The sequence below is a fragment of the Streptomyces sp. NPDC006711 genome, from assembly GCF_042869775.1.
In the GTDB taxonomy this organism is placed as follows: Bacteria; Actinomycetota; Actinomycetes; order Streptomycetales; family Streptomycetaceae; genus Streptomyces.
In genome coordinates this window covers 132069-154440 of the sequence record NZ_JBIAGO010000018.1, presented here as the reverse complement: position 1 = coordinate 154440, position 22372 = coordinate 132069, and the positions used below count along the sequence as shown (strand labels likewise).

Here is a 22372-nt window from a genome sequence, read left to right as displayed (position 1 = left end):
CCCACCCGTGTGTCTCGGTGCGTCAGGCCGCGCCGACGACGTCCTTCTCCTCGGCGAAGTGGCACGCCGACTCGTGCGCCACCGGGCTGTCCAGACCCTGGAAGCGCTCCGGGATCGCGAGCAGCGGCAGCTCGTTCGCACAGCGGTCCTGCGCCTTCCAGCACCGGGTGCGGAAGCGGCAGCCCGACGGCGGGTTGGCGGGCGAGGGGACGTCACCGGTGAGGATGATCCGCTCGCGGTGCTCGCGCGCGTCCGGGTCGGGGACCGGGACGGCGGAGAGCAGCGCCTGGGTGTAGGGGTGCGTCGGGTGCTCGTAGATCTGCTGGTCGGTGCCGATCTCGGCCATCTTGCCGAGGTACATCACCCCGACCCGGTCCGAGATGTGCCGGACGATCGACAGGTCGTGCGCGATGAAGAGGTAGGAGAGGTTGAACTCGTCCTGGAGCTTCCCCATCAGGTTGATGACCTGCGCCTGGACGGAGACGTCCAGAGCGGAGACCGGCTCGTCGCAGATGATGATCTCGGGGTGCAGGGCCAGGCCGCGGGCGATGCCGATGCGCTGGCGCTGACCGCCGGAGAACTGGTGCGGGTAGCGGTTGATGTACTCCGGGTTCAGGCCCACGACGTCCAGGAGCTCCTGGACCTTGCGCCGCCGGTCGCCCTTGGGAGCCACCTCGGGGTGGATGTCGAAGGGCTCCCCGATGATGTCGCCGACCGTCATGCGCGGGTTCAGCGAGGTGTACGGGTCCTGGAACACCATCTGGATGTTGCGGCGCACGGCCTTCAGGGCGCGCCCGGACAGCTTGGTGATGTCCTGGCCCTTGTAGAAGACCTCGCCGGACGTCGCCTGCTCCAGCGTCATCAGGAGCTTGGCGACGGTCGACTTGCCGCAGCCGGACTCGCCGACGATGCCCAGGGTCTCGCCCTGGTACAGGTCGAAGGAGATGTCGTCGACGGCCTTGACCGCGCCGACCTGCTTCTTGATGAGGATGCCGCTGGTCAGCGGGAAGTGCTTGACCAGATTGCGCACCTGGAGGATCGGCTCGCCCCGGTCGACCGGGGCGTCCAGGATCGCCTCGACCTCGGAGGTCGTCGAGGCGTCCTGCTGTACGACGTCGGTGACGTTCGGGGTCTCGTCCGTCTTCTTGACCTCAGCCATCGATCGTCTCCTTCCAGAAGTGGCAGGCGCTGCCGCGGCCGGTCAGCTCGGTGCCGTCCCGCTCGGTGACCGGGAGGAGCGCCGGGATGTCGGTGCGGCAGATGTCCTGCGCCATGGTGCACCGGGGGTTGAACGCGCAACCCGAGGGCACCTTCAGGAGGTTGGGCGGCAGGCCCTTGATCGCGAAGAGCTCCTGGCCCTTCTGGTCGAGGCGCGGGATCGAGGCGAGCAGGCCCTTGGTGTACGGGTGCGCGGGACGCTTGTAGATCTCGTGCACCGGCGCCTGCTCGACGATCCGGCCGGCGTACATGACCGCGATCTTGTCCGCGACGTCGGCGACCACGCCGAGGTCGTGGGTGATCAGGATCAGACCCATGTTGAACTCGCGCTGGAGCTCCGCGAGCAGGTCCATGACCTGGGCCTGGACGGTCACGTCGAGCGCGGTGGTCGGCTCGTCCGCGATGATCAGGTCCGGCTCCAGGGCCAGCGCCATGGCGATCATGATGCGCTGGCGCATGCCGCCGGAGAACTGGTGGGGGTAGTCGCTGACCCGGGCCCTGGCGGCGGGGATCTTGACCCGGTCCATCAGCTCGACGGCCTTGTCCGTGGCCGCCTTCTTGGACAGGCCCTGGTGGACCCGGAACATCTCGCCCAGCTGGTAGCCCACGCTGAGCACGGGGTTGAGCGAGGAGAGCGCGTCCTGGAAGATCATCGCGATCTTCCGGCCACGGATCTTGCGGCGCTCCTCGGCGGACATCTTCAGCATGTCCTGACCGCGGAAAAGGATCTCGCCCTGGGGGATCCTGCCCGGCGGCATGTCCAGGATGCCCATGATCGCCTGCGCGGTCACGGACTTGCCGGAACCGGACTCACCGAGGACGGCGAGGGTTTCGCCGGCGTTCACCGAGTAGTTGACGCCGTTGACCGCCTTGGCCACGCCCTCCCGGGTGTGGAACTCCACGTGCAGGTCGCGCACTTCGAGCAGCGGACCCTTGTGGTCGTCCTCGCCCCGGGGCGCCGGGATGGTGGCGGTGTTGGTGGTCTTGGCAGTGTTGGCAGTGTTGGCTGCGTTGTCGCTGATGCTCACGTCGTATGCCCTCCTCAGCGCATCTTCGGGTCGAGGGCGTTACGGACGGCTTCGCCGAGCATGATGAACGCCAGAACGGTGATGCTCAGCATGATCGACGGGTACAGCATGATGTGCTGTGCCGTACGGATCTGGGCGATGCCCGCGGAGATGTCCACACCCCAGGAGATGGCCGGGGACGAGAGGCCGAGGCCCAGGTAGGACAGGGTCGCCTCGGCCGAGATGAAGACACCCAGCGAGATGGTGGAGACCACGATCACCGGGGCCATCGCGTTCGGCAGGATGTGCCGGAACAGGATCCGCGAGGTGGACGCGCCCAGCGCCTTGGCGGCGTGCACGTAGTCCGACTGCTTGATGGTCAGCACCGCGCCGCGCATGACACGGGCGGTCTGGGTCCAGCCGAGGAACGCCAGCGCAAGCGACACCACCCACACCGAGCGGGAGGTGAAGGACTGGAGGACGACCATCGAGCCGAGCAGGAAGGGGATGCCGAAGAAGACGTTGGTCACGAAGCCGGAGAGCAGCGCGTCGATCCAGCCGCCGAAGTAGCCGGCGACGAGTCCGATGAGCCCGCCGATTACGGTCACGAGCAGGGTCACGGAGATGCCGACGATGATCGAGGCACGGGTGCCGTGGATCAGACGGGCGTAGACGCTGCGGCCCTGGCCGTCGTAGCCGAGCCATTCGGGCGAGCCGACCTTGCTGAGCTCGGGCTTGCCGAGGTAGTGGTGCACCAGGTCGCCGGTGGTGGGCGAGGCGCTGGTGAACAGCGTCGGGAACGCCGCGATGACCAGCAGGACAAGGATCAGCACGGACGACACGATGAAGTACGGGTTGCGCCGCAGGTCGACCCAGGCGTCGCCCCACAGGCTGCGGGTCTTCTCGGACTTCGGGGCGGCGGGCGGGACGGCGGGTCCGGCCTCGTCGGCCTCCGGAGCGGTCTTGATCAGGTCAGGCATACCGGATCCTCGGGTCCAGGACCGCGTACAGCAGGTCGACGAGCAGGGCCATGACGAGGTAGACGATCACAAGGATGGTCACCAGGCCGACGAGGGTGGTGCCCTCGCGCCGGACGATCGACTCGTAGATCAGTCCGCCGACGCCCTTGATGTTGAAGATGCTCTCGGTGACGACCGCGCCGCCCATCAGCGCGCCGAGGTCGGTGCCGAGGAAGGTGACGACCGGGATGAGCGAGTTGCGCATCAGGTGGACGCCCACGACGCGGCTGCGCGGCAGACCCTTGGCGACCGCCGTGCGCATGTAGTCGGCGCGCAGGTTCTCGGCCATCGAGGTGCGGGTGAGCCGGACGACATAGGCGAGCGAGAGCGAGCCGAGGACCATCGCGGGCGCGATCAGTTCACTGGTGTTCTCGTCGAGGCTGACATTCGGGACGCCGAAGACACCGGTGACGATGTTGCCGATCACGAAGACCGGGACCGAGATGATCAGCAGCGTGAAGATCAGGATGACGTTGTCGGTCAGCCGCCCTGCGCGCATGCCCGCGAGGATGCCGAGTCCGATGCCGGCGACGATCTCGAAGACGAACGCCAGACCCGCCAGACGCAGGGTGACGGGGAAGGCGCCGCTCAGGACGTCGGTGACCGGGCGCCCGCTGGCGATCTGTTTGCCGAAGTCGAAGTGCAGCACGATGCCGGACATGTAGTCCCAGTACTGCTTCAGGACGGGTTGATCAAGACCGAGGTCATGTCTGATCTTCGCGACGGTGGTCGGGTCGGCGGCCTTGTCGCCGAACAGCGCCGCGACGGGGTCGCCGGGCAGCGTGTAGACCATGAGGAAGATCAGCAGAGTTGTCCCGAGGAAGACCGGGATCATCTGGAGCAGTCGTCGTGCGACATAGCGCCCCATCGTGCCTCCATAGAAGTGGCAGCGGCAGCCCACGGGCCCTCCCGTGGCCCGCGCCTGACGGCGCGGGGTGATGTGGAAGGGCCCGGGCCACAGCGTACGGCCAGGTGCGGGACCGGATCGTGGTCGCGGTCCCGCACCGCGTGCGAACTACGCTTCGGTGATGACTACTTCTTGTGAACCTGGACGTCCGTCAGGATCGGGTCACCCTGCTGGTTGTAGTCCACGCCGGAAACCGCCTGCGAGTAGCCGGCGTTGACCTTGTAGTACCAGAGGGGGATCGACGGCATGTAGTTGACCAGGTCCTTCTCGATGTCCTGGTACTGCTTCACCGAGTCGTCCAGGGACGCCGCGGAGTCCGCCTTGGCGATCTTCGCGTCGAGGTCCTTGTTGGAGAACCCGCCCTGGTTGCCGCCCGCGTCCGTACGGAACAGGTCGCTGATGAAGTTGGCGTTCACCGGGTAGTCGAGCACCCAGCCGGAGCGGTACAGCGACTTGACCTGCTTGCTGTTCCTGGCCTGGTTGTCGGCCTGGAAGTCGGGCTTGCTGTCGCCCGTGCACTTGACGCCGGTGGCCTGGGTGATGCTGTTGCAGACAGCCTCGACCCACTCCTTGTGGCCGCCGTCCGCGTTGTACTGGATGGTGATCGCGTTGTTGGGGACGCCACCGCCGTCCGTGATGAGCTGCTTGGCCTTGGCCGGGTCGTACTTGGTGATGTCGCCGGCGGCGTTGGGCTGGTAGCCCAGCACGCCCTTGGCGACCCAGCCGGTGGCGGGCTCACGGGTGCCGTTGAGCACGGTCTTGGTGATCGTGTCCCGGTCGATCGCCATCGAAAGGCCCTGGAGCACCTTCGGGTTGACGCTCTTCCACTGGTCCGTGTAGAACGCGACCGCGATCGTCTGGATGGCCGAGTACGGCTTGTCCACGGCGCGGTCGCCGAGGTCCTGGCGGTACTTCGGCAGGTCCTTCGGGCCGATCTGGCGCAGCACGTCGACGTTGCCGGCCTTCAGGTCCTGGTAGGCGACCTCGAGGGTGGTGTAGTTCTTGAAGAGAACACCACCGTTCTTCGCCTTGTCCGGACCCTTGTAGTCGTCGTAGCGGACGACCTTGATCTGCTTCTTGTGGTCCCAGCTCTCGAACTTGTACGGGCCGTTGCCGATCGGGTGCTCGCCCGCGGCCTTCGGGTCCTTGAAGAAGGAGTCGGGCAGCGGCGAGTAGGCCGTGTAACCCAGCTTGTACGCGAAGTACGGCAGCGGGGCGTTGAGCTCGATGGTGAAGGTGGTGTCATCCACGACCTTCAGACCCGACATGGCGTCGGCGGTGGGCTTGGCGCCCTTCTCGGCCGGGTGAACGTCGGTGTAACCCTTGATCGCGTCGAACCACGACGAGTTGATCTGGTTGTTGTTGACGTTCGCGGCCCAGTTCCACGCCTTGACGTAGGAGTTGGCCGTGACCGGCGTCCCGTCGTGGAACTTCCAGTCCTTCTTCAGCTTCACGGTCCAGGTCTTGCTGTCCGAGCTGGTGACGGACTCGGCGTTGACCATCGTGAGCTTGCCCTGCGCGTCGTAGTCGACGAGCTGGGAGAAGATCGAGTTGACGGCGAGGCTGCCGTTCGACTCCTGGGTGTCCGACGGAATCAGCGCGTGCTCCGGCTCACCGAGCTCCACGGAGAAGATGCCGTTCGGGTCGACCGCCCCCTTGGCCCCGCTGTCGCTCTTACCGCCACCGCCACAAGCGGTCGCGGCCAGGGCGATGATTGCCGCTCCCGCGACCCACTTGGCGCTCGTAGCACCACGCATGGGTTTCCTCCTCATGAGTCCACTTGTCACTACAAGAAGGGCACTTCTACGCGCGCTGACACCCCTGACAGCGCTGGTACGTCAAGTGCCCCGAGTGTGCTCGTGAGTCGGCACTCCCCACAGTGCGTGACCCATTGACCCGAGCTCAATGGAGCCAACTATTAAGTACGGCCGGGCTGTAAACCACACTTAAAGGGTCTCGTTTTGACAACATCAGTACCGGGCAACGGCCCGAAATCCGGACAAAATGAGCACAGACAGACACCCGCGAAACGGACCGTTAACGCATCTTCCGGAGAGCGACGGTCGATATCCGAACAGGGTGCCCCTTAAAACAACTTGACCCTAGGCGGCTCACCCCGCCGCTCCCCCGGCTCTTTGACAGTCCTTTGAACTCGATCACCCGCCGGGGTGGACACGGCCGCCCAAACCTCCCCGCGACGCCGAAGGGCCCGGCTTCTCGGCGTGTGCCGGGAAGCCGGGCCCTTCGGGCGCGAAAGGCGCGTCAGTTGCGCTTGGCGCGCGAGGCGGTGCGGCCGCGCTCCTTGGCGTCCAGGACGACCTTGCGGATGCGCACGGCCTCCGGGGTCACCTCGACGCACTCGTCGTCGCGGCAGAACTCCAGGGACTGCTCGAGCGAGAGCTTGCGCGCCGGCACCACGTTCTCGGTGTTGTCGGCGGAAGCGGCGCGCATGTTGGTGAGCTTCTTCTCCTTGGTGATGTTCACGTCCATGTCGTCGGCGCGCGAGTTCTCACCGACGATCATGCCCTCGTAGACCTCGGTGCCGGGCTCGGTGAACAGCACACCGCGCTCCTGGAGGTTGATCATCGCGAAGGGGGTGACCGAACCGGCGCGGTCGGCGACGAGCGAACCGTTGTTACGGGTCGTCAGGGTGCCGAACCACGGCTCGTGGCCCTCGTGGATGGAGTGGGCGATACCGGTGCCGCGGGTGTTCGTCAGGAACTCCGTGCGGAAGCCGATGAGGCCGCGCGAGGGCACGACGAACTCCATGCGGACCCAGCCGGAGCCGTGGTTGGACATGTTGTCCATGCGGCCCTTGCGGACGCCCATGAGCTGCGTGACCGCGCCCATGTGCTCCTCGGGGACGTCCACCGTCAGGCGCTCGACCGGCTCGTGCACCTTGCCGTCGACGAGCTTGGTGACCACCTGCGGCTTGCCGATGGTCAGCTCGAAGCCCTCGCGGCGCATCTGCTCGACGAGGATCGCGAGCGCGAGCTCACCACGGCCCTGGACCTCCCAGGCGTCCGGACGCTCGGTGTCCAGCACGCGCAGCGAGACGTTGCCGATGAGCTCGCGGTCCAGGCGGTCCTTGACCTGACGGGCGGTGACCTTGCGGTCCTTGACGGTCGCCTTGGCGTCCGCGCCCTTGCCGGAACCACCGCGGCCGACCAGCGGCGAGGTGTTGGTGCCGATGGTCATGGAGATGGCCGGCTGGTCGACCGTGATCAGCGGCAGCGCGATCGGGTTCTCCGGGTCGGCCAGGGTCTCGCCGATCATGATGTCGGGGATGCCCGCGACGGCGCAGATGTCACCGGGGCCTGCCACCTCGGCCGGCTTGCGGGTCAGCGCCTCGGTCATCATCAGCTCGGTGATGCGGACGTTGGAGATCGTGCCGTCCCGCTTGATCCACGCGACCGTCTGGCCCTTGCGCAGCTCGCCCTGCTCGACGCGGAGCAGCGCGATGCGGCCGAGGAAGTTGTCGGCGTCGAGGTTGGTGACGTGCGCCTGGAGGGGGGCGCTCTCGTCGTACTCGGGGGCCGGGACGCTGGAGAGGATCGTGGAGAAGAACGGCTCCAGGTTGTCGCTGTCGGCCGGGACGGTGCCGTCCTCCGGCTTGGTCAGCGACGCGACGCCGTCACGGGCGCAGGCGTAGACGATCGGGAACTCGATCTGGTCCTCGTCGGCGTCCAGGTCGAGGAAGAGGTCGTACGTCTCGTTGACGACCTCGTCGATCCGGGAGTCGGGGCGGTCCGTCTTGTTGATGCACAGGATGACGGGCAGGCGCTGCTGAAGGGCCTTGCGCAGCACGAAACGGGTCTGCGGCAGGGGGCCCTCGGAGGCGTCCACGAGCAGGACGACCGCGTCCACCATCGAAAGACCGCGCTCGACCTCGCCACCGAAGTCGGCGTGGCCCGGGGTGTCGATGATGTTGATGGTGATGACGTCGCCGCCATCCTTGGGGTGGTACTTGACGGCCGTGTTCTTGGCCAGGATCGTGATGCCCTTCTCACGCTCCAGATCGTTGCTGTCCATCATGCGGTCGTCGAGCGACTCGGCGGCGTGCGCGGCGAAGGCGCCGGCCTGCTTGAGCATGGCGTCGACCAGCGTGGTCTTGCCGTGGTCGACGTGGGCGACGATGGCGACGTTACGGATGTCGTGGCGCGTGGGCATACTGACTGGCGCTTCTCTCGATCGTGGGATCAGGCGTCTGACGCGGTCGAGTCCTCGTCCGCCCGCCGGGCAGACAGGCCACGGCTGCCTCCCATGGTACGGGGCGGCCGCGCCGACGGCCTCCCGGGCCGATTCCGGCGATCTTCAGCAGGGGGCGAGCAGGGGGCGGCAGGGTCCGCACCGTGATTGAGCCTGGGTCAGGGGCGTACCCGACCTTGCCCGCCGGCGGGACCGGCGGGCAAGGGACTTGAGCAGGTTCTGAGCTTGGACCGGCGTTCGCGCCCCGCCCCTGACCTGCTGATTTCCTGTTCTAGCTCACTTTCTGGCGCTTTCTGTTCTTCTCGTTCTTGTCATCCCGCTGGTTCTGCTGGTTCATCTAGTCCTTCTAGTCCTTCTCGTTCTTCTCGTTCGGCGATCCGCCGTGCGCCGCCGCCGGCTTCTTGAAGCCGATGTCCTGGAAGTGCGGGGTGGCGAAGCCGAAGGCGCCCGCGTTGGCCACGTTCGGCTTGACCGCGACCAGCTGCGGGCGCTGGTAGAGCGGGATGGAGCCGGCCGCCGCCCAGATCCTGGCGTCGGCCTTCTGGACGAGGTCGCGTGCCTCGTCCTCGTCCAGCTCGCCCACCGCCTGCTCGAAGAGCTGGTCGATGTGGTCGGTGCCGACCCGGCTGTAGTTCTGCTCGACGACCAGCGAGCCGTCGGCGGCGGGCTCCGGCTTGGCGAAGATCGGCCGGTCGTCGGTGGCCGGATAGGCGGTGCCGGGCCAGGAGTAGAGGGCGAGGTCGAAGTCGCCGGAGGCGATGTGGTCCTTGAAGTAGCTGTCGTCGGCGACCTTGACGGTCTCGGTGTTGATCCCGACGCTCTTCAGCATGGCCGCGATCCTGTCGCCCACGTCACGCAGCGACTGCGAGCCGGGCCCCGAGGGCAGGACGAAGCGCAGGGTGAGCGGCTTGCCGTCCTTGCCGAGCGGTCCGCTGTTGGGCGCCGGCGCCGCGGTCCCCTTGGGTGCGTACGCGCCGGGGGCACCGCCCTTGAGCCGGGCCTCGGTCTTGGTGTGCTTGTCGGCGCCCTTCTTCGTCTGCTCGGCGGGATCGGCGTCCAGGAGCCGGGCCTGGCGCAGCAGCGCCACCCGCACCCCGCCGGGCTTGTCGTCGCCGACGATGTAGGTGCCCTCGTCGTTGGGGTGGTTTCCGGCCGCCGGGCGCTTGCCGTCCTCGGACTGCTGCTCGCCGTCGGGCTGGCTGCCGGCCTTGGCGGCGTCCTGCTTGGGCTTCATACGGGCCCCTGCGGGCGTCCATCCGGCATCCGCGAGCAGCGCCCGGGCCTCCTGGGCGTCCTGGCTGCCGAGCGCGTCGCTGTTGTCGCTGTACGCGTCCTGCCCGGCCAGCGCCAGATGGCTGCCGGGGGGCTGGGCCGGCAGGCCGAGCGGCTTGAGGACCGCCTCGGCGATCTCCTTGCGGTTCAGGGCTCTGGCCACCGCGCGCCTGACCCGCTCATCGGCGAGCGGACCCGAGGCGCCGTTCAGGGCCAGCTGGGTGTAGGCCGGCTCCAGGGACTTGCGGACGGCGAGGCCGCGCAGTCCGGCTTGCTCTGCGGCGTACCTCTCCACGGCGGCCTGGGTCTCCCTGCGGGCCTGGCGCTCCGCCTCGGCCCTCTCCTCCTCGCCGCTGTGGGCGATGGCCCAGGAGCGCAGGGCGGAGGCCGGGGTGATGGCGGCGCCGGGGCCGTGGTTGATGGCCTGGCCCTTGTCGCGTTCGGCGAGCGCGATGCGGTCGGCGTCGGCGCGGTCGATCTCGGCCACATCCACGGTGCCGCCCGCCAGCGCGGCGGCCCGCTTGTCGCGCGCCACGGCCGTCAGGACGAGGCTGTCGAGCTTGGCGGGCCGGCCCCACCAGCGCGGATTGCGCTCCAGGGTGATGGTGCCGCGCGCGCGGTCGGCCTCTTTCAGGCCGAAGGGACCCGCCGTCGCCTTCAGCTTGGTGCGGGCGCCGTCGTTGAAGGCGTCGGGGGTGCCGGTGACGTCCTTGGGGTAGAGCGGGCTGAACAGGGAGCGCCAGTCGGCGTAGGGCTTGGCGAAGGTGACCTTGACCTCCAGGTCGTTCGCGCCCTTCTCGATCTTCTCGATGCGCTCGTACCCGGCGTTGCGGGCGGTCCAGTACGCGGAGTCCTTGCCGCTGAGGGCGCGCCACTGGGCGACGAAGTCGGGCGCGCCGATCTCCCGGCCGTCGCTCCACACCGCCTTCTGGTTGAGCTTGTAGAGCACGACCTGCTTGGGCTCGCGCTTGACGACCTCCGCGGACTCCAGATAGTCGGGGTTGCGCTGCGGCCGGCCGTGCTCGTCCAGTGTGAACAGGGCGGGCAGCACCGCCTGCGCGACGCGCTGGGTGCCGGCGTCGGCGTCGGCCTGGAAGGTGTTGAGCGTCTCGGGCATCGCGTCGACGGCCCACTTCAGGGTGCCCCCGTCGGTGACGTTCGCCCGGGCCGCGGCCCCGATGTCCTGGGGCGCGGCGCCCGCCGCGGTCCCGCTGTCGGACGAGCCGCAGCCGGTCAGCACGGGGAGCGCGAGCACTCCACTGGTCAGGAGCGCGATGGAGCGCGACCGCCAAGAGGCCGCGGTCCGGATCGCCGCGACGATCCGGGGCGCTCCCCCGTTCGGGTCACCGACGTGGGACATGGCTTGTACCTCTTCGTCAGATGTAGGGGATTTGATGCCATTTCGTGATGATCACACGTATCCCAGCCACTGAAGAGGACGCCCGCGCTCCTGGGGCGACGACACGGCGCAGCGGGCCCCGAAGCCCACCCGTGCGGCCGAACGCGTGCCGGGGCGCGGACGCCCGGCGCACCCTTTTGGCCGACACCGGCCCCCAGGGGGCGCCCACGCACCGCGCGACCCCACAACCCCGTGCACGCACCTTCACAATCGCGCGGGTGAGGCGCCACACTTCTCGGCGCATGAACATTGCCACCCGCTCCGGCGAAAGGCAGGCAAGTCATGTCCCTGCACGACGAGTTGACGGCCACTCAGCGCTGTCTCGACGAACTTCTGCGGTCCGTGGGGCGCCTGGAGAAGGAGTGCGGGCCCGGCCTGGACATCCGGCGGGTGCGGACCGACGCGGGCCATCTGAGCGAGAGCCTGGCGCTGCTGCGCGAGGCGGCGCCCCCCGGCGGCGCCCCCGCCCGCCCCGACCTGGTCACCATCCCCGACGCCCCGTACGACACCTCGCTCTGGACCGACTCGGACGACGAAGGGCTCGGGAGCACCCGGTCCCGCGGCCGGCGCACCCCCTGACCTCCACGGGAGCCCCCCTTGGCCACAGGCACGGAACCCTCTCCCCTGACGGGGGACGGCACCGGCGTCCATGACGCCTCACGCGCCGCGATCACCCCCCGCCACCTGCGCACCGACCGCTGGTGGCTCGCGCCGGCCGTCACCGCCGCGGGGCTGCTCGCCTTCGTCGTCTACTCGACCTGGCGGGCGTTCGCGAACGCGGACTACTACCACGCGCCCTACGTCTCGCCGTTCTACTCGCCGTGCCTCGCCGACAACTGCGCCCCCATGCGGCACGGCCCGAACGCGGAGGTCTTCGGCAGCTGGTGGGGCCTGTCCCCGGCGCTCCTCATCCTGATCTTCCCGCTCGGCTTCCGCCTGACCTGCTACTACTACCGCAAGGCGTACTACCGGGGCTTCTGGGCCTCGCCGCCGGCCTGCGCGGTGGCCGAGCCGCACAAGAAGTACTCCGGCGAGACCCGCTTCCCGCTGATCCTGCAAAACGTCCACCGGTACTTCTTCTACTTCGCGGTCGTGGTCGCCGGGATCCTCACGTACGACACGGCGCTCGCCTTCCGCGACGAGCACTACCGGTGGGGCCACATGGGGCTCGGCAGCCTCCTGTTCCTGGTCAACATCGCGCTGATCTGGACGTACACCCTCTCCTGCCACTCCTGCCGGCACATCGTCGGCGGCCGCCTGCGGCACTTCTCCAAGCATCCGGTGCGCTACCGGCTGTGGGGCTTCGTCGGGAAGTTGAATGAGCGTCACATGCTGCTGGCCTGGGCGTCGTTGATCAGTGTCGCGCTCGCCGACTTCTATGTGTATCTGCTCGCCACCGGGGCGTTCGACGATCCGAGGTTCTTCTGAATGAAGGCAGCGTAGATGACTCAGCTGGAACGGCAGCAGTGGGACGTCGTCGTGGTCGGCGCGGGCGGAGCGGGGCTGCGGGCCGCCATCGAGGCCAGGGAGCGCGGCCGGCGGACGGCGGTGATCTGCAAGTCCCTCTTCGGCAAGGCGCACACCGTGATGGCCGAGGGCGGCATCGCCGCCTCCATGGGCAATGTCAACGCCGGTGACAACTGGCAGGTCCACTTCCGCGACACCATGCGCGGCGGGAAGTTCCTCAACCAGTGGCGGATGGCCGAGCTGCACGCGCGCGAGGCACCCGAGCGCGTGTGGGAGCTGGAGACGTGGGGCGCCCTGTTCGACCGCACCCCCGACGGCCGGATCTCCCAGCGCAACTTCGGCGGCCACGAGTACCCGCGCCTGGCCCACGTCGGCGACCGTACGGGCCTTGAGCTCATCCGCACCCTCCAGCAGAAGATCGTGAGCCTCCAGCAGCAGGACAAGCGGGAGTTCGGCGACTACGAGGCGCGCCTGAAAGTCTTTCAGGAGTGCACAGTGACCCGAGTGCTGAAGGACGGCGAACGGGTGTCGGGCACATTCTGCTACGAGCGCGAGAGCGGCCGCTTCTTCGTCCTTGAGGCTCCCGCCGTGGTGCTCGCCACCGGCGGCATCGGCAAGTCGTTCAAGGTGACCTCCAACTCGTGGGAGTACACCGGCGACGGCCACGCGCTCGCGCTGCTCGCGGGGGCGCCGCTGGTGAACATGGAGTTCGTGCAGTTCCACCCGACCGGCATGGTCTGGCCGCCCTCGGTCAAGGGCATCCTGGTCACCGAGTCGGTGCGCGGCGACGGCGGGGTGCTGCGCAACTCCGAGGGCAAGCGGTTCATGTTCGACTACGTGCCGGACGTCTTCAAGGAGAAGTACGCGCAGTCCGAGGACGAGGGCGACCGCTGGTACGAGGACCCCGACCACAACCGCCGCCCGCCCGAGCTGCTGCCCCGCGACGAGGTCGCCCGGGCCATCAACGCCGAGGTCAAGGCGGGCCGGGGCACCCCGCACGGCGGCGTCTTCCTCGATGTGTCGACCCGGATGCCGGCCGAGGTGATCCGGCGCCGGCTGCCGTCGATGTACCACCAGTTCAAGGAGCTGGCGGACGTGGACATCACGGCCGAGGCGATGGAGGTGGGGCCCACCTGCCATTACGTGATGGGCGGTGTGGCGGTCGACTCCGACAGCGCGGCGGCCCGGGGGGTGCCGGGCCTGTTCGCGGCCGGCGAGGTCGCGGGCGGCATGCACGGCTCCAACCGGCTCGGCGGCAACTCGCTCTCCGACCTCCTGGTCTTCGGGCGGCGCGCCGGTCTGCACGCCGCCCGGTACGCGGACTCGCTCGCCGTACGCCCCGCCGTGGACGAGGCCCAAATCGACGCCGCCGCGGCCGAGGCGCTGCGCCCCTTCAGCGCCGAGGGCCCCGCGGCCGGCTCGCCCGCCGAGAACCCGTACACCCTGCACCAGGAACTCCAGCAGGCCATGAACGACCTGGTCGGCATCATCCGCCGGGAGGGCGAGATGCGCGAGGCGCTGCGCAGACTCGCCGAGCTGCGCGCGCGGGCCCGGCGGGCCGGGGTGGAGGGGCACCGGCAGTTCAACCCGGGCTGGCACCTCGCGCTCGACCTGCGCAACATGCTGCTCGTGAGCGAGTGCGTGGCGCGGGCCGCCCTTGAGCGGACCGAGAGCCGTGGCGGCCACACCCGCGAGGACCGGCCCGCGATGGACCGCGCCTGGCGCCGGGTGAACCTGCTGTGCCGCCTGGCCGACCCCACCGACGGCCTGGCGCCGCCCGAGTCCGAGGGCGGCCAGATCCGGCTGGTCCGCGAGGAGACCGACCCCATCCGTGCCGATCTGCTCTCCCTGTTCGAGAAGGAGGAGCTGGCCAAGTACCTCGCCGAAGAGGAGCTCAAGAGTTGAGTACGTACGATGCGAGCTTCCGGGTCTGGCGGGGCGACACCGGCGGCGGTGAGCTCACCGACTTCACGGTCCAGGTGAACGACGGCGAAGTGGTCCTCGACATCATCCACCGCCTCCAGGCGACCCAGGCGCCCGACCTCGCGGTGCGCTGGAACTGCAAGGCGGGCAAGTGCGGTTCGTGCAGCGCGGAGATCAACGGGCGGCCGCGTCTGATGTGCATGACGCGGATGTCGGTGTTCGCGCCGGGCGACGTGATCACGGTAACTCCCCTGCGGGCCTTCCCCGTTGTGCGGGATCTGGTCACGGACGTCACGTTCAACTACACCAAGGCGCGGGAGGTGCCGGCGTTCGTGCCGCCCCAGGGGGTGGCGCCCGGTGAGTACCGGATGGCGCAGATCGACGTGGAGCGCTCGCAGGAGTTCCGCAAGTGCATCGAGTGCTTCCTGTGCCAGGACACGTGCCACGTGGTGCGCGACCACGAGGAGAACAAGGGGGCCTTCGCGGGCCCGCGCTTCTTGATGCGGGTCGCCGAACTCGACATGCACCCGCTGGACGCGGCGTCCGAGGCGGGCCTGGACCGCAAGCGCGCCGCGCAGGACGAGCACGGTCTCGGTTACTGCAACATCACCAAGTGCTGTACGGAGGTGTGCCCCGAGCACATCAAGATCACCGACAACGCGCTGATCCCGTTGAAGGAGCGGGCGGTGGACCGCAAGTACGACCCGTTGGTGTGGCTGGGCAACCGCATCCGGCGCCGCCGCGAGGACTGAGCCGGGACCGCGCGGCGGCGCGGCGGGTGGCGGCGCGGCGGGTGGCGGCGCGGCGGGTGGCGGCGTGGCGTCAGCTCCATCCCCTGCGGTACGCGGCCCAGTCCTCGCCGCGTTCGGCGAAGTCGACGTAGAGGGCGACGCCGAAGTGCTGACGGTGGCGGTCGGTGCGGGCGAGCCCCAGCCGGGCGCCGCGCACGGCCGCCTCCACGGTCTCGGCGGAGCCGTGGTGGGTCACGCTCTCGTCGTCGTAGAACGGCAGCCCCATGAGCAGGTCCGTGTCCTTCGGGGTGACGCGGAGGGCCAGCGCGGTCTGGCGGGCCACGTACCCCCCGTACAGGCTCTGGAGGGGCATCGCGGTGTCGTACGACATCACGGCGATCTGGTCCACGCGGCGGGCCACTTGGCCGAAGTACGCCTGTGACCACCACTTGCCGTGCCCGGTGAGCCCTTCGGCGGCGGTGTGCAGGGCGGGCAGCGGGTCTATCTGGTGCGCCGCGACCGAGAGCAGGGCGCCGCGCGGGTGGGTGAGGGCGCGCAGCGAGTCCAGCAGGGCGAGGTAGTCGCGGTCGCCCGAGGGCAGCGGCTCCAGGTCGAAGTGGACGCCGTCGACGTGGGCGGTGTCGAGCACCTGGCGGGTGGCCGCGACGACGGCGGCCCGCGTCGCGGCGTCCTCCAGCCGCAGGCCGACCGGGCCCTCGCTCGCCAGCTCGTCGCCGAGCCAGGCCTGGACGCGTACGCCGGGCAGCCTGCGGTGGACGCCGTCCACCAGCCAGCGGGCGCGGGGGTAGCGGGTGGTGGGGAGGGTGCCGTCGTGGTTGAGGGGGCCGGTGTGCACGAAGAGGTCCTTGATGCCGCTGCCGCGCACCTTGGCGGCGAACGCGTCGAGGTCCCTCTCGCTCTTGCGCCCGTCGACCCAGGCGTGGCCGAGCCAGTACGCGTCCCGGTCGCGGGTCCGGGTGTCGGCGCCGGGGACGCCGGCGTACTGGGCGCGCAGGCCGACGCCCGCGGCGGCGACGGCGAGGCTGAGGGCGAGGGCGGTGGTGAGCAGGGCGCGGCGGGTCCACCGGCCGCCGCGGCCGTGCCACCAGGTGCGTATCCCCGCCATGTGCCCTCCCCCGTCATGCGCTCGGGCCACCCTAACGGCCCCGGCCGGGGTCCGTGCCGGCCCGGGTGGAACCCCAAGGACCCCGGCTGCGGACCGTGGGTGGCCGGTCGCGCCGTTCCCCGCGCCCCTGGCGAGGTTGGTGCTGGCCCACCCGGCATACCTCAGCCCGTCCGGGCGGAACCCCAAGGACCCCGGCTGCGGACCGTGGGTGGCCGGTCGCGCAGTTCCCCGCGCCCCTGGCGGGGCTGGTGCTGGCCCACCCGGCATACCTCAGCCCGTCCGGGCGGAACCCCAAGGACCCCGGCTGCGGACCGTGCGTGGCTGGCCGCGCAGTTCCCCGCGCCCCTGGCGGGGTCCGTGCCGGCCCGCATGGACATACCCAGCCCGTCCGGCGTTTGAGGACGAGGCCGTTCAGGCCTAATGGGGTCTGGGGCGGAGCCCCAGGGAGCCTGGCTGCGGACCGTGCGGGGCTGGTCGCGCAGTTCCCCGCGCCCCTGGCGGGGTCGGTGCTGGCCCGCATGGACATACCCAGCCCGTCCGGCGTTTGAGGACGAGCGCGTTCAGCGCGAACGGGGCCGGGGCGGAGCCCCGGGGTTGCGGGTGCGAGGGGGTGGATTCGGCCATACGCTCGGTGGTGTGACGCCGCCCGTCAAAAGAGCCCGGCACCGCGCCGCCACCCAACGCCTCACCGTGGCGATGGCGTACTGGAGCTCGGTGGTGTCCGGGACCGGAACCGCCCACGCGGCCGGCCCACACGGCGTCCCGCACAACTCCGGCAGCGATTTCATCCTGCCCATCGGCGTCGTGGTCGTGGTCTGCGCACTCGCCGCCTACGCATACCTCAAGCGCAAACGGCGTACGCACTCCCGCACCACGCCCGGCGGTTCGGGCGCCCACCCCGAGGCCGTACCACCCGCCGCCCCCTTCGACGTACTCGACGACGAGGCACGCGCCGCCCTGGTCGCCACGGACGAGGCGGTCCGCACCAGCGCGGAGGAGCTGGACTTCGCGCGGGCGGAGTCCGACGCCAAGGCGGTGGGCCCCTTCACCGGCGCCCTCACCCACGCGCGCAGCGAACTCGCCACCGCCTTCCGGCTGCGGCAGGAACTCGACGAGGGCCGGCCCGAGGACGAGAGCGCCCGCCGGGGCGTCCTGGCCGAGATGACCGCGCGCTGCGACGGCGCCGGCCGGTGTCTGGACGCCGAGGCCGAAGCCTTCGACCGGCTGCGCGCCCTCGACCAGGACCCCGCGCGGGCCATCGCCTCCGCCGAGGCGGCCTTTCGCGAGCTGACCACCCGGACCGGCGCAGCCGAGCGGACCCTCACCGGACTGCTGCGGCAGTACGCCCCTTCGGCGTCCGCCCCCGTGGCCGGTTTCATCGAGGAGGCCAAGGACCGCTTGGTGCTCGCGACCACCAGCCTCAACGCGGCGCGCCAGGCACTCGACGCGGGCGACCGCGCGGACGCGGCGGCCCAGGTGCGGATCGCCGAGGGCGCCGTCCACCAGACGGGCGTCCTGGCCGACGCGGTCGAGCGCCGCGGCCGCGCACTCGCCGAAGCGGCCGAGCTACTGCCCCCTCTGCTCACCGCGTGCGACGACCAACTCGCAGACCAGCAGGGCGAGTTGGACGCCGACTCCGCCCGCCAGGAACGTATCGCGCGGGCCCGGTCCGTTCTCGCCGGTGTCCGCGAGGAGTCCGGCGCCGGGCCGCACGACCCGCTCGACGCCTCGCGCCGCGCATTCGAGACCGCCGGGGCCGACGCGGGCGACGCCGCCGCACCACGGGGCCGCGCCCTGTTGGACTCCGCAGTCCTGACCGCCCGCGCCGCGATCGACGCGGCCGACGCGCACATCGCCACCCATGGCGGCGCGGTGGGCTGCCGGGCCCGTACCCGGCTCGCGGCGGCCCGGGCGCACCTGGCCCAGCTGCCCGACACCGGGAGCGACGCGCCGGGCGCCCTGTCCTCGGCCCGGGCGGCCGACGCCCTGGCCAGGGAGGCCCTGGACCACGCCGAGCAGGACGTGGCGGCGTACCGGACGCCGGGCCTCGCGGGCGGGGCCGGAGACGGCGGCCCGGTCACCGCGCTGGCCGGCGGGATCGTCCTGGAGAGCCCGGCAACCGACGGCTCGCGGCGCCCGGGCGGCCCGCCCGGTTTCGGCGGCCCCGCGACCCGGGCCCGCCGCCACCCCTCGATCGGGCCCCGCGCGAGGAGAGCGCCATGAGCGACAAGCAGTCCGTGCTCGGCCGCGTCGTCCGGCTGGCCAACACCGATGTGGACGCCCTGATCGCGCGGGCCGACGACCCGGGCGCCGTGCTCGACCGGCTCGTACGGGACTACACCGACGCCATCGCGGACGCCGAGCGCGCCGTGTCCACCACGCTCGGCACCCTGCGCCTGCTCGAACAGGACCACGCGGACGACGTGAGGGCGGACGCCGAGTGGGGCGCGCGGGCCCGGGCGGTGAGCCGCAGGGCGGACGTCCTGCGGGCCGCCGGGTCGGACGGCGCGGCCGACACCTTCGACCGGCTCGCCAAGGTGGCGCTCGCCCGGCAGCTCAGAGCGGAACGCGAGGCGACCGCCGCCGAGCCCGCGATCGCCTCCCAGCGCGACCTGGTGGCCCGGCTCGGCGCGGCGCTCGACGGGATGCGAGCCAGGCTCGGCGCCCTGAAGTCCGGACACGAGGGGGTACGGGCGCGGGCGGGGACACGGGACGGGTCCGAGGGCGTCAACCCCCTTGACACCACGACCGAGTTGGGCCGCTTCGAGGAGAAGGTGGCCCGCGAGGAGGCGCGGCTCGCGGGCCGGGAACTCGCCGCGTCCTGCCTGGACGGCGAGTTCGAGCGGCTTGAGAGCCCCGGTGACACGGCGGAGGTGGAGGCGAGACTCGCCGCACTGAAGGCGACCACGTGAGCGACGCCCCCGTCAGAACATGCTCAGGATCTGCTCCTCGGTCAGCTCCACCGGGCCCGATTCCCCGCCCGGCAGAGCGAGTTCGAACCAGACCGTCTTGCCGCGCGGCGTACGCCTCGCCCCCCAGGCGGCGCTGAGCAGCCCGACCAGCTGAAGGCCCCGCCCGCCCTCGTCGGTGTCGCGGGCCCTGCGCCGCCTCGGCTGCACCAGACCCGCGTCCCACACCTCGCACACGAGCGTACGGTCGCGCAGGAGCCGGAGCCTGATCTCCCCGTCGCCGTAGCGCAGGGCGTTGGTGACCAGCTCGCTGACCAGGAGCTCGGTGGTGTCCACGAGGTCGTCGAGGTCCCAGGCGAGCAGCTGCGTGCGGGTGAGTTCGCGGGCGCGGCCCACCGAGCGGGGCTCACGCGGCAGCCGCCAGTCGCCGACCGATTCCACCGGCAGACCCTGGACGCGGGCGAGCAGCAGCGCGATGTCGTCCTCGCCGTGGCGGGTGTCGAGCGAGCCGAGCACCTGGTCGCAGACGTCCTCCAGGGGGCGGTCCGGGTCGGTGAGGGTCTTGCGGAAGGCGTGCAGGCCCTCGTCGAGAGGATGGTCGCGGGACTCGACGAGCCCGTCGGTGTAGAGCGCGAGCAGGGCGCCCTCGGGCAGATCGACCTCGACCTCCTCGAAGGGTTCGCCGCCGACGCCGAGCGGCAGCCCGGGCGGCACGTCGAGGAGCATCGCGGGCTCCCCCGGGTCGTCGCCCGGCTCGACCAGGACGGGCGGCAGGTGCCCGGCGTTGGCGAACGTGCAGCGGCGGGTGACCGGGTCGTAGACCGCGTACACACAGGTCGCCAGGTAGACCTCGGACAGGTCGGCTTCGCGTGACTTGTGCGAGACGCGCGAGGCCTGCTGGCTGCCGCCGGGGGCGCCGAGCCCGCGCGCGATCTCGTCGAGGTGGGAGAGCACTTCGGCGGGTTCGAGGTCGAGCAGCGCCAGCGTCCGTACCGCCGTGCGCAGTTCGCCCATGGCCACGGCGGCGCGCAGGCCGCGCCCCATCACGTCGCCGATGACGAGCGCGGTGCGGTGTCCTGGCAGCTCGATGACGTCGAACCAGTCGCCGCCGACCTCGGACTCGGCGCTGCCGGGCAGGTAGCGGCAGGCGATGTCGAGCCCGGCGGCCTCGGGGGCGCCCGGCGGCAGCAGGGAGCGTTGCAGGATGAGCGCGCGCTCGTGCTCCCTGCGGTAGAGGCGGGCGTTGTCGATGCAGACGGCGGCGCGCGAGGCGAGTTCGGTGGCGAGCGCGCGGTCGCGTTCGCCGAACGGTTCGCTGCCCTTGGCGCGGGCGAACTGCACGAGGCCGACGACCGTGTCGTGGGCGACCATGGGGACCGCGAGCGTCGTCTGCACGAGCCCGCCGTCCGAGGGCACGGTGTGGGTGCGCGCGGTGCGCAGGGCGCCGGCGTAGGGCGAGTGGAAGCGGTAGCGGTGGATGTCTCCGACGGCCACCTCCGCCTCGCCGCCGGCCGGCAGCGCGTCCGAGACGGCGCTCGCGAAGGCCACGCGCCGCAGCTCGCCGCGTCCGTCGGAGCTGCCGGGCGCGGCGTCGCCGCCGGTGAGCAGGGACTGGTAGAGATCGACGGAGGCCAGGTCGCAGAAGCCGGGGACGGTGATGTCGAGCAGTTCGCGCGCGGTGGTCTCCAGGTCGAGGGTGTTGCCCATCCGGGCGCCCGCCTCGTTGAGGAGGGCCAGGTTGCGGCGGGCGTCGGCGGCCTCGCGGGCCGCGTTGTGACGGCGGGTCACATCGATGCCGAGGCCCGCGACGCCGATGGGGCGCCCGGTGCCGCTGTGCACCCGGTAGAGGTTGATGGACCAGTGCCTGCGGTCGCCGCCGGGCGCCGAGCCCATGATCTGGAGGTCGATGACGGATTCCCCGGTGTCCAGGACCCGCCGCAGGGCGGCCGCCATCCGGTCGGCCTCGGGGCGTGAGAGGTAGTCGTGCACGGTGTGGCCCCGGTGCTCCTCGGGGTCGCCGCCGAAGACGGTGGCGAAGCGCCGGTTGGCGCGCAGCACGGTGAGGTCCGTGCCGAACAGGAGGAAGCCGTAGGGAGATTGACCAAAAATGGCCTGCGAGGCGGCCAGGTCGGTCTCGATTCCGCGCAGAGCGCGTACGTCCACGACGATACAGAGCGCGGCACGCTCGTCGGTGGCCGTCCGGCTCGGCATGACGTACAGCTCCGCGAGACCCTGGGCGCCCTCGCCCCCTTCGGGCGACGGCACGCGGAAGGGGACGACGCCCGTCCACTCCTTGCCGTCCAGGATCTCCGTGACCCGCCGGTGGCCGCTCGGGCGCAGCTCGGGGGGCATGAACGCCTCGACGGGATCGCGCCCGATCACGGCGGCCGCGGCCAGGCCGAACTGCTCCTCGGCCCGCAGGCTCCACTGCTCGATCAGTCCGTCCGGCCCGATCGAGAACGAGGCGACGCGGATGTAGTCATAGATCGAGCCAGGCGGACTGCTCTGCCACACGACGTCGCCCGCCGTCTCAGGTATCTCGCTCACGCGACCGTCCCCTCCAGCTCACCGCACCGGACCGGCCTTGACCGCAGTATTCAGCACTACGGCCCCAGCAGGCACGGCGTTCACGATCACATCCCGGTCTCGTTCTTTTCCAGCCGTTGTCGGCGGGCTCGTGGCGGGGCCGTGATCGTCTGTCCCTCCCTCCTTCTAACCATGCAGAGCCAGCTCGAACCACACGGTCTTGCCCGTTCTGCCGCGACGGGTTCCCCAGCGCCGGGCGGAACAGGCCACGAGCTGCATTCCCCGGCCGCCCTCGTCGTCGATTCCGGCGGTGCGTTCGACGGGCGGATCCGGCAGCGGATCGGAGACCTCCACCAGAAGAGTGGTGCCGTCGAGCCGGTCGAGCCGTACGCCGATGGGTCCCGATGCGTGGCGAAGGGAGTTGGTCACCAGTTCGCTGACCAGCAGGACCGCCACGTCCACCGCCCCGGCGTCCAGGTCCCAGCCGCGCAGCGCGTCGCGCACGGCGTGCCGGGCGGTCCGTACGGCCCCCGGCTCAGCAGGGAAGGTCCACTCGGCGCACTCGCCCGAGGTGTCGATCACGCCGATCACCCGCATCCGATGGTTCGGGGGGTTTGAAAACGATTAATAGGCACATACCCGGTAATTGGGACGGCCTA

16 protein-coding genes are annotated in these 22372 nt (G+C 70.5%); 6 read left to right on the top strand and 10 right to left on the bottom strand.

Going from position 1 to position 22372, the window contains the following annotated elements; translation table 11 throughout:
• Nucleotides 1–22: 22 nt before the first annotated feature.
• The 7 genes from ACFYM2_RS28875 to ACFYM2_RS28845 all read right to left on the bottom strand — a co-directional run bounded on the left by ACFYM2_RS28875 (nt 23) and on the right by ACFYM2_RS28845 (nt 10992).
• Nucleotides 23–1159, bottom strand: a complete 1137-nt coding sequence (locus tag ACFYM2_RS28875) for an ABC transporter ATP-binding protein (RefSeq protein WP_388456552.1) — start codon at nt 1157–1159, stop codon at nt 23–25.
• Nucleotides 1152–2183: an ABC transporter ATP-binding protein gene (locus ACFYM2_RS28870; protein WP_388456725.1), complete on the bottom strand. Its 1032-nt coding sequence runs from the start codon at nt 2181–2183 to the stop codon at nt 1152–1154. Before ACFYM2_RS28870 ends, ACFYM2_RS28875 begins: the two co-directional genes overlap by 8 nt.
• A gap of 77 nt (nt 2184–2260) precedes the next feature.
• Nucleotides 2261–3205 (bottom strand): ABC transporter permease, encoded by a 945-nt coding sequence (locus tag ACFYM2_RS28865; RefSeq protein ID WP_358998777.1) that lies wholly within the window; start codon nt 3203–3205, stop codon nt 2261–2263.
• Nucleotides 3198–4112 carry an ABC transporter permease gene (locus ACFYM2_RS28860; protein WP_358998780.1) on the bottom strand — a complete coding sequence of 305 codons (915 nt, stop codon included), beginning with the start codon at nt 4110–4112 and terminating at the stop codon, nt 3198–3200. The genes ACFYM2_RS28865 and ACFYM2_RS28860 overlap by 8 nt, the downstream gene beginning before the upstream one ends.
• Nucleotides 4113–4276: 164 nt before the next feature.
• A complete protein-coding gene (locus ACFYM2_RS28855; protein WP_358998783.1) occupies nt 4277–5908 on the bottom strand; it encodes an ABC transporter substrate-binding protein in 1632 nt (543 codons plus the stop codon).
• A 505-nt stretch (nt 5909–6413) separates the two neighbouring features.
• Nucleotides 6414–8321, bottom strand: coding sequence for a translational GTPase TypA (gene typA, locus ACFYM2_RS28850; protein WP_350232460.1), 1908 nt, complete (start codon nt 8319–8321; stop codon nt 6414–6416).
• Nucleotides 8322–8706: 385 nt separating this feature from the next.
• A complete protein-coding gene (locus ACFYM2_RS28845; protein WP_388840274.1) occupies nt 8707–10992 on the bottom strand; it encodes an ABC transporter family substrate-binding protein in 2286 nt (761 codons plus the stop codon).
• Nucleotides 10993–11313: 321 nt separating this feature from the next.
• On the opposite strand from ACFYM2_RS28845, the gene ACFYM2_RS28840 reads away from it, so the two are divergent.
• Genes ACFYM2_RS28840 through ACFYM2_RS28825 form a run of 4 tightly spaced genes read left to right on the top strand, consistent with a single transcriptional unit; the run spans nt 11314 to nt 15173 of the window.
• Nucleotides 11314–11610 (top strand): hypothetical protein, encoded by a 297-nt coding sequence (locus ACFYM2_RS28840; RefSeq protein WP_358998789.1) that lies wholly within the window; start codon nt 11314–11316, stop codon nt 11608–11610.
• Nucleotides 11611–11628: 18 nt separating this feature from the next.
• Nucleotides 11629–12459 (top strand): hypothetical protein, encoded by an 831-nt coding sequence (locus ACFYM2_RS28835; RefSeq protein WP_388456557.1) that lies wholly within the window; start codon nt 11629–11631, stop codon nt 12457–12459.
• A gap of 15 nt (nt 12460–12474) precedes the next feature.
• Nucleotides 12475–14403 (top strand): fumarate reductase/succinate dehydrogenase flavoprotein subunit, encoded by a 1929-nt coding sequence (locus ACFYM2_RS28830; RefSeq protein WP_358998795.1) that lies wholly within the window; start codon nt 12475–12477, stop codon nt 14401–14403.
• A complete protein-coding gene (locus tag ACFYM2_RS28825) occupies nt 14400–15173 on the top strand; it encodes a succinate dehydrogenase/fumarate reductase iron-sulfur subunit (protein ID WP_388840271.1) in 774 nt (257 codons plus the stop codon). Before ACFYM2_RS28830 ends, ACFYM2_RS28825 begins: the two co-directional genes overlap by 4 nt.
• A 70-nt stretch (nt 15174–15243) precedes the next feature.
• On the opposite strand, the gene ACFYM2_RS28820 is transcribed toward ACFYM2_RS28825, so the two are convergent.
• The gene (locus ACFYM2_RS28820; protein ID WP_388456560.1) at nt 15244–16278 is read right to left on the bottom strand and encodes a hypothetical protein; all 1035 of its coding nucleotides are present in this window, start codon (nt 16276–16278) and stop codon (nt 15244–15246) included.
• A gap of 636 nt (nt 16279–16914) precedes the next feature.
• Between ACFYM2_RS28820 and ACFYM2_RS28815 the strand changes: the two genes are divergently transcribed.
• Nucleotides 16915–18501 carry a TPM domain-containing protein gene (locus ACFYM2_RS28815; RefSeq protein ID WP_388840268.1) on the top strand — a complete coding sequence of 529 codons (1587 nt, stop codon included), beginning with the start codon at nt 16915–16917 and terminating at the stop codon, nt 18499–18501.
• A complete protein-coding gene (locus tag ACFYM2_RS28810) occupies nt 18498–19190 on the top strand; it encodes a PspA/IM30 family protein (protein WP_358998806.1) in 693 nt (230 codons plus the stop codon). Before ACFYM2_RS28815 ends, ACFYM2_RS28810 begins: the two co-directional genes overlap by 4 nt.
• 12 nt (nt 19191–19202) lie before the next feature.
• Here ACFYM2_RS28810 and ACFYM2_RS28805 read toward each other — a convergent pair whose 3' ends face one another.
• Together ACFYM2_RS28805 and ACFYM2_RS28800 are read right to left on the bottom strand one after the other, a co-directional pair.
• Nucleotides 19203–21734 carry a SpoIIE family protein phosphatase gene (locus ACFYM2_RS28805; RefSeq protein ID WP_358998809.1) on the bottom strand — a complete coding sequence of 844 codons (2532 nt, stop codon included), beginning with the start codon at nt 21732–21734 and terminating at the stop codon, nt 19203–19205.
• A gap of 165 nt (nt 21735–21899) precedes the next feature.
• On the bottom strand, nt 21900–22304 hold the full coding sequence (locus tag ACFYM2_RS28800; protein WP_350232450.1) for an ATP-binding protein: 405 nt from the start codon (nt 22302–22304) through the stop codon (nt 21900–21902).
• Nucleotides 22305–22372: the final 68 nt, after the last annotated feature.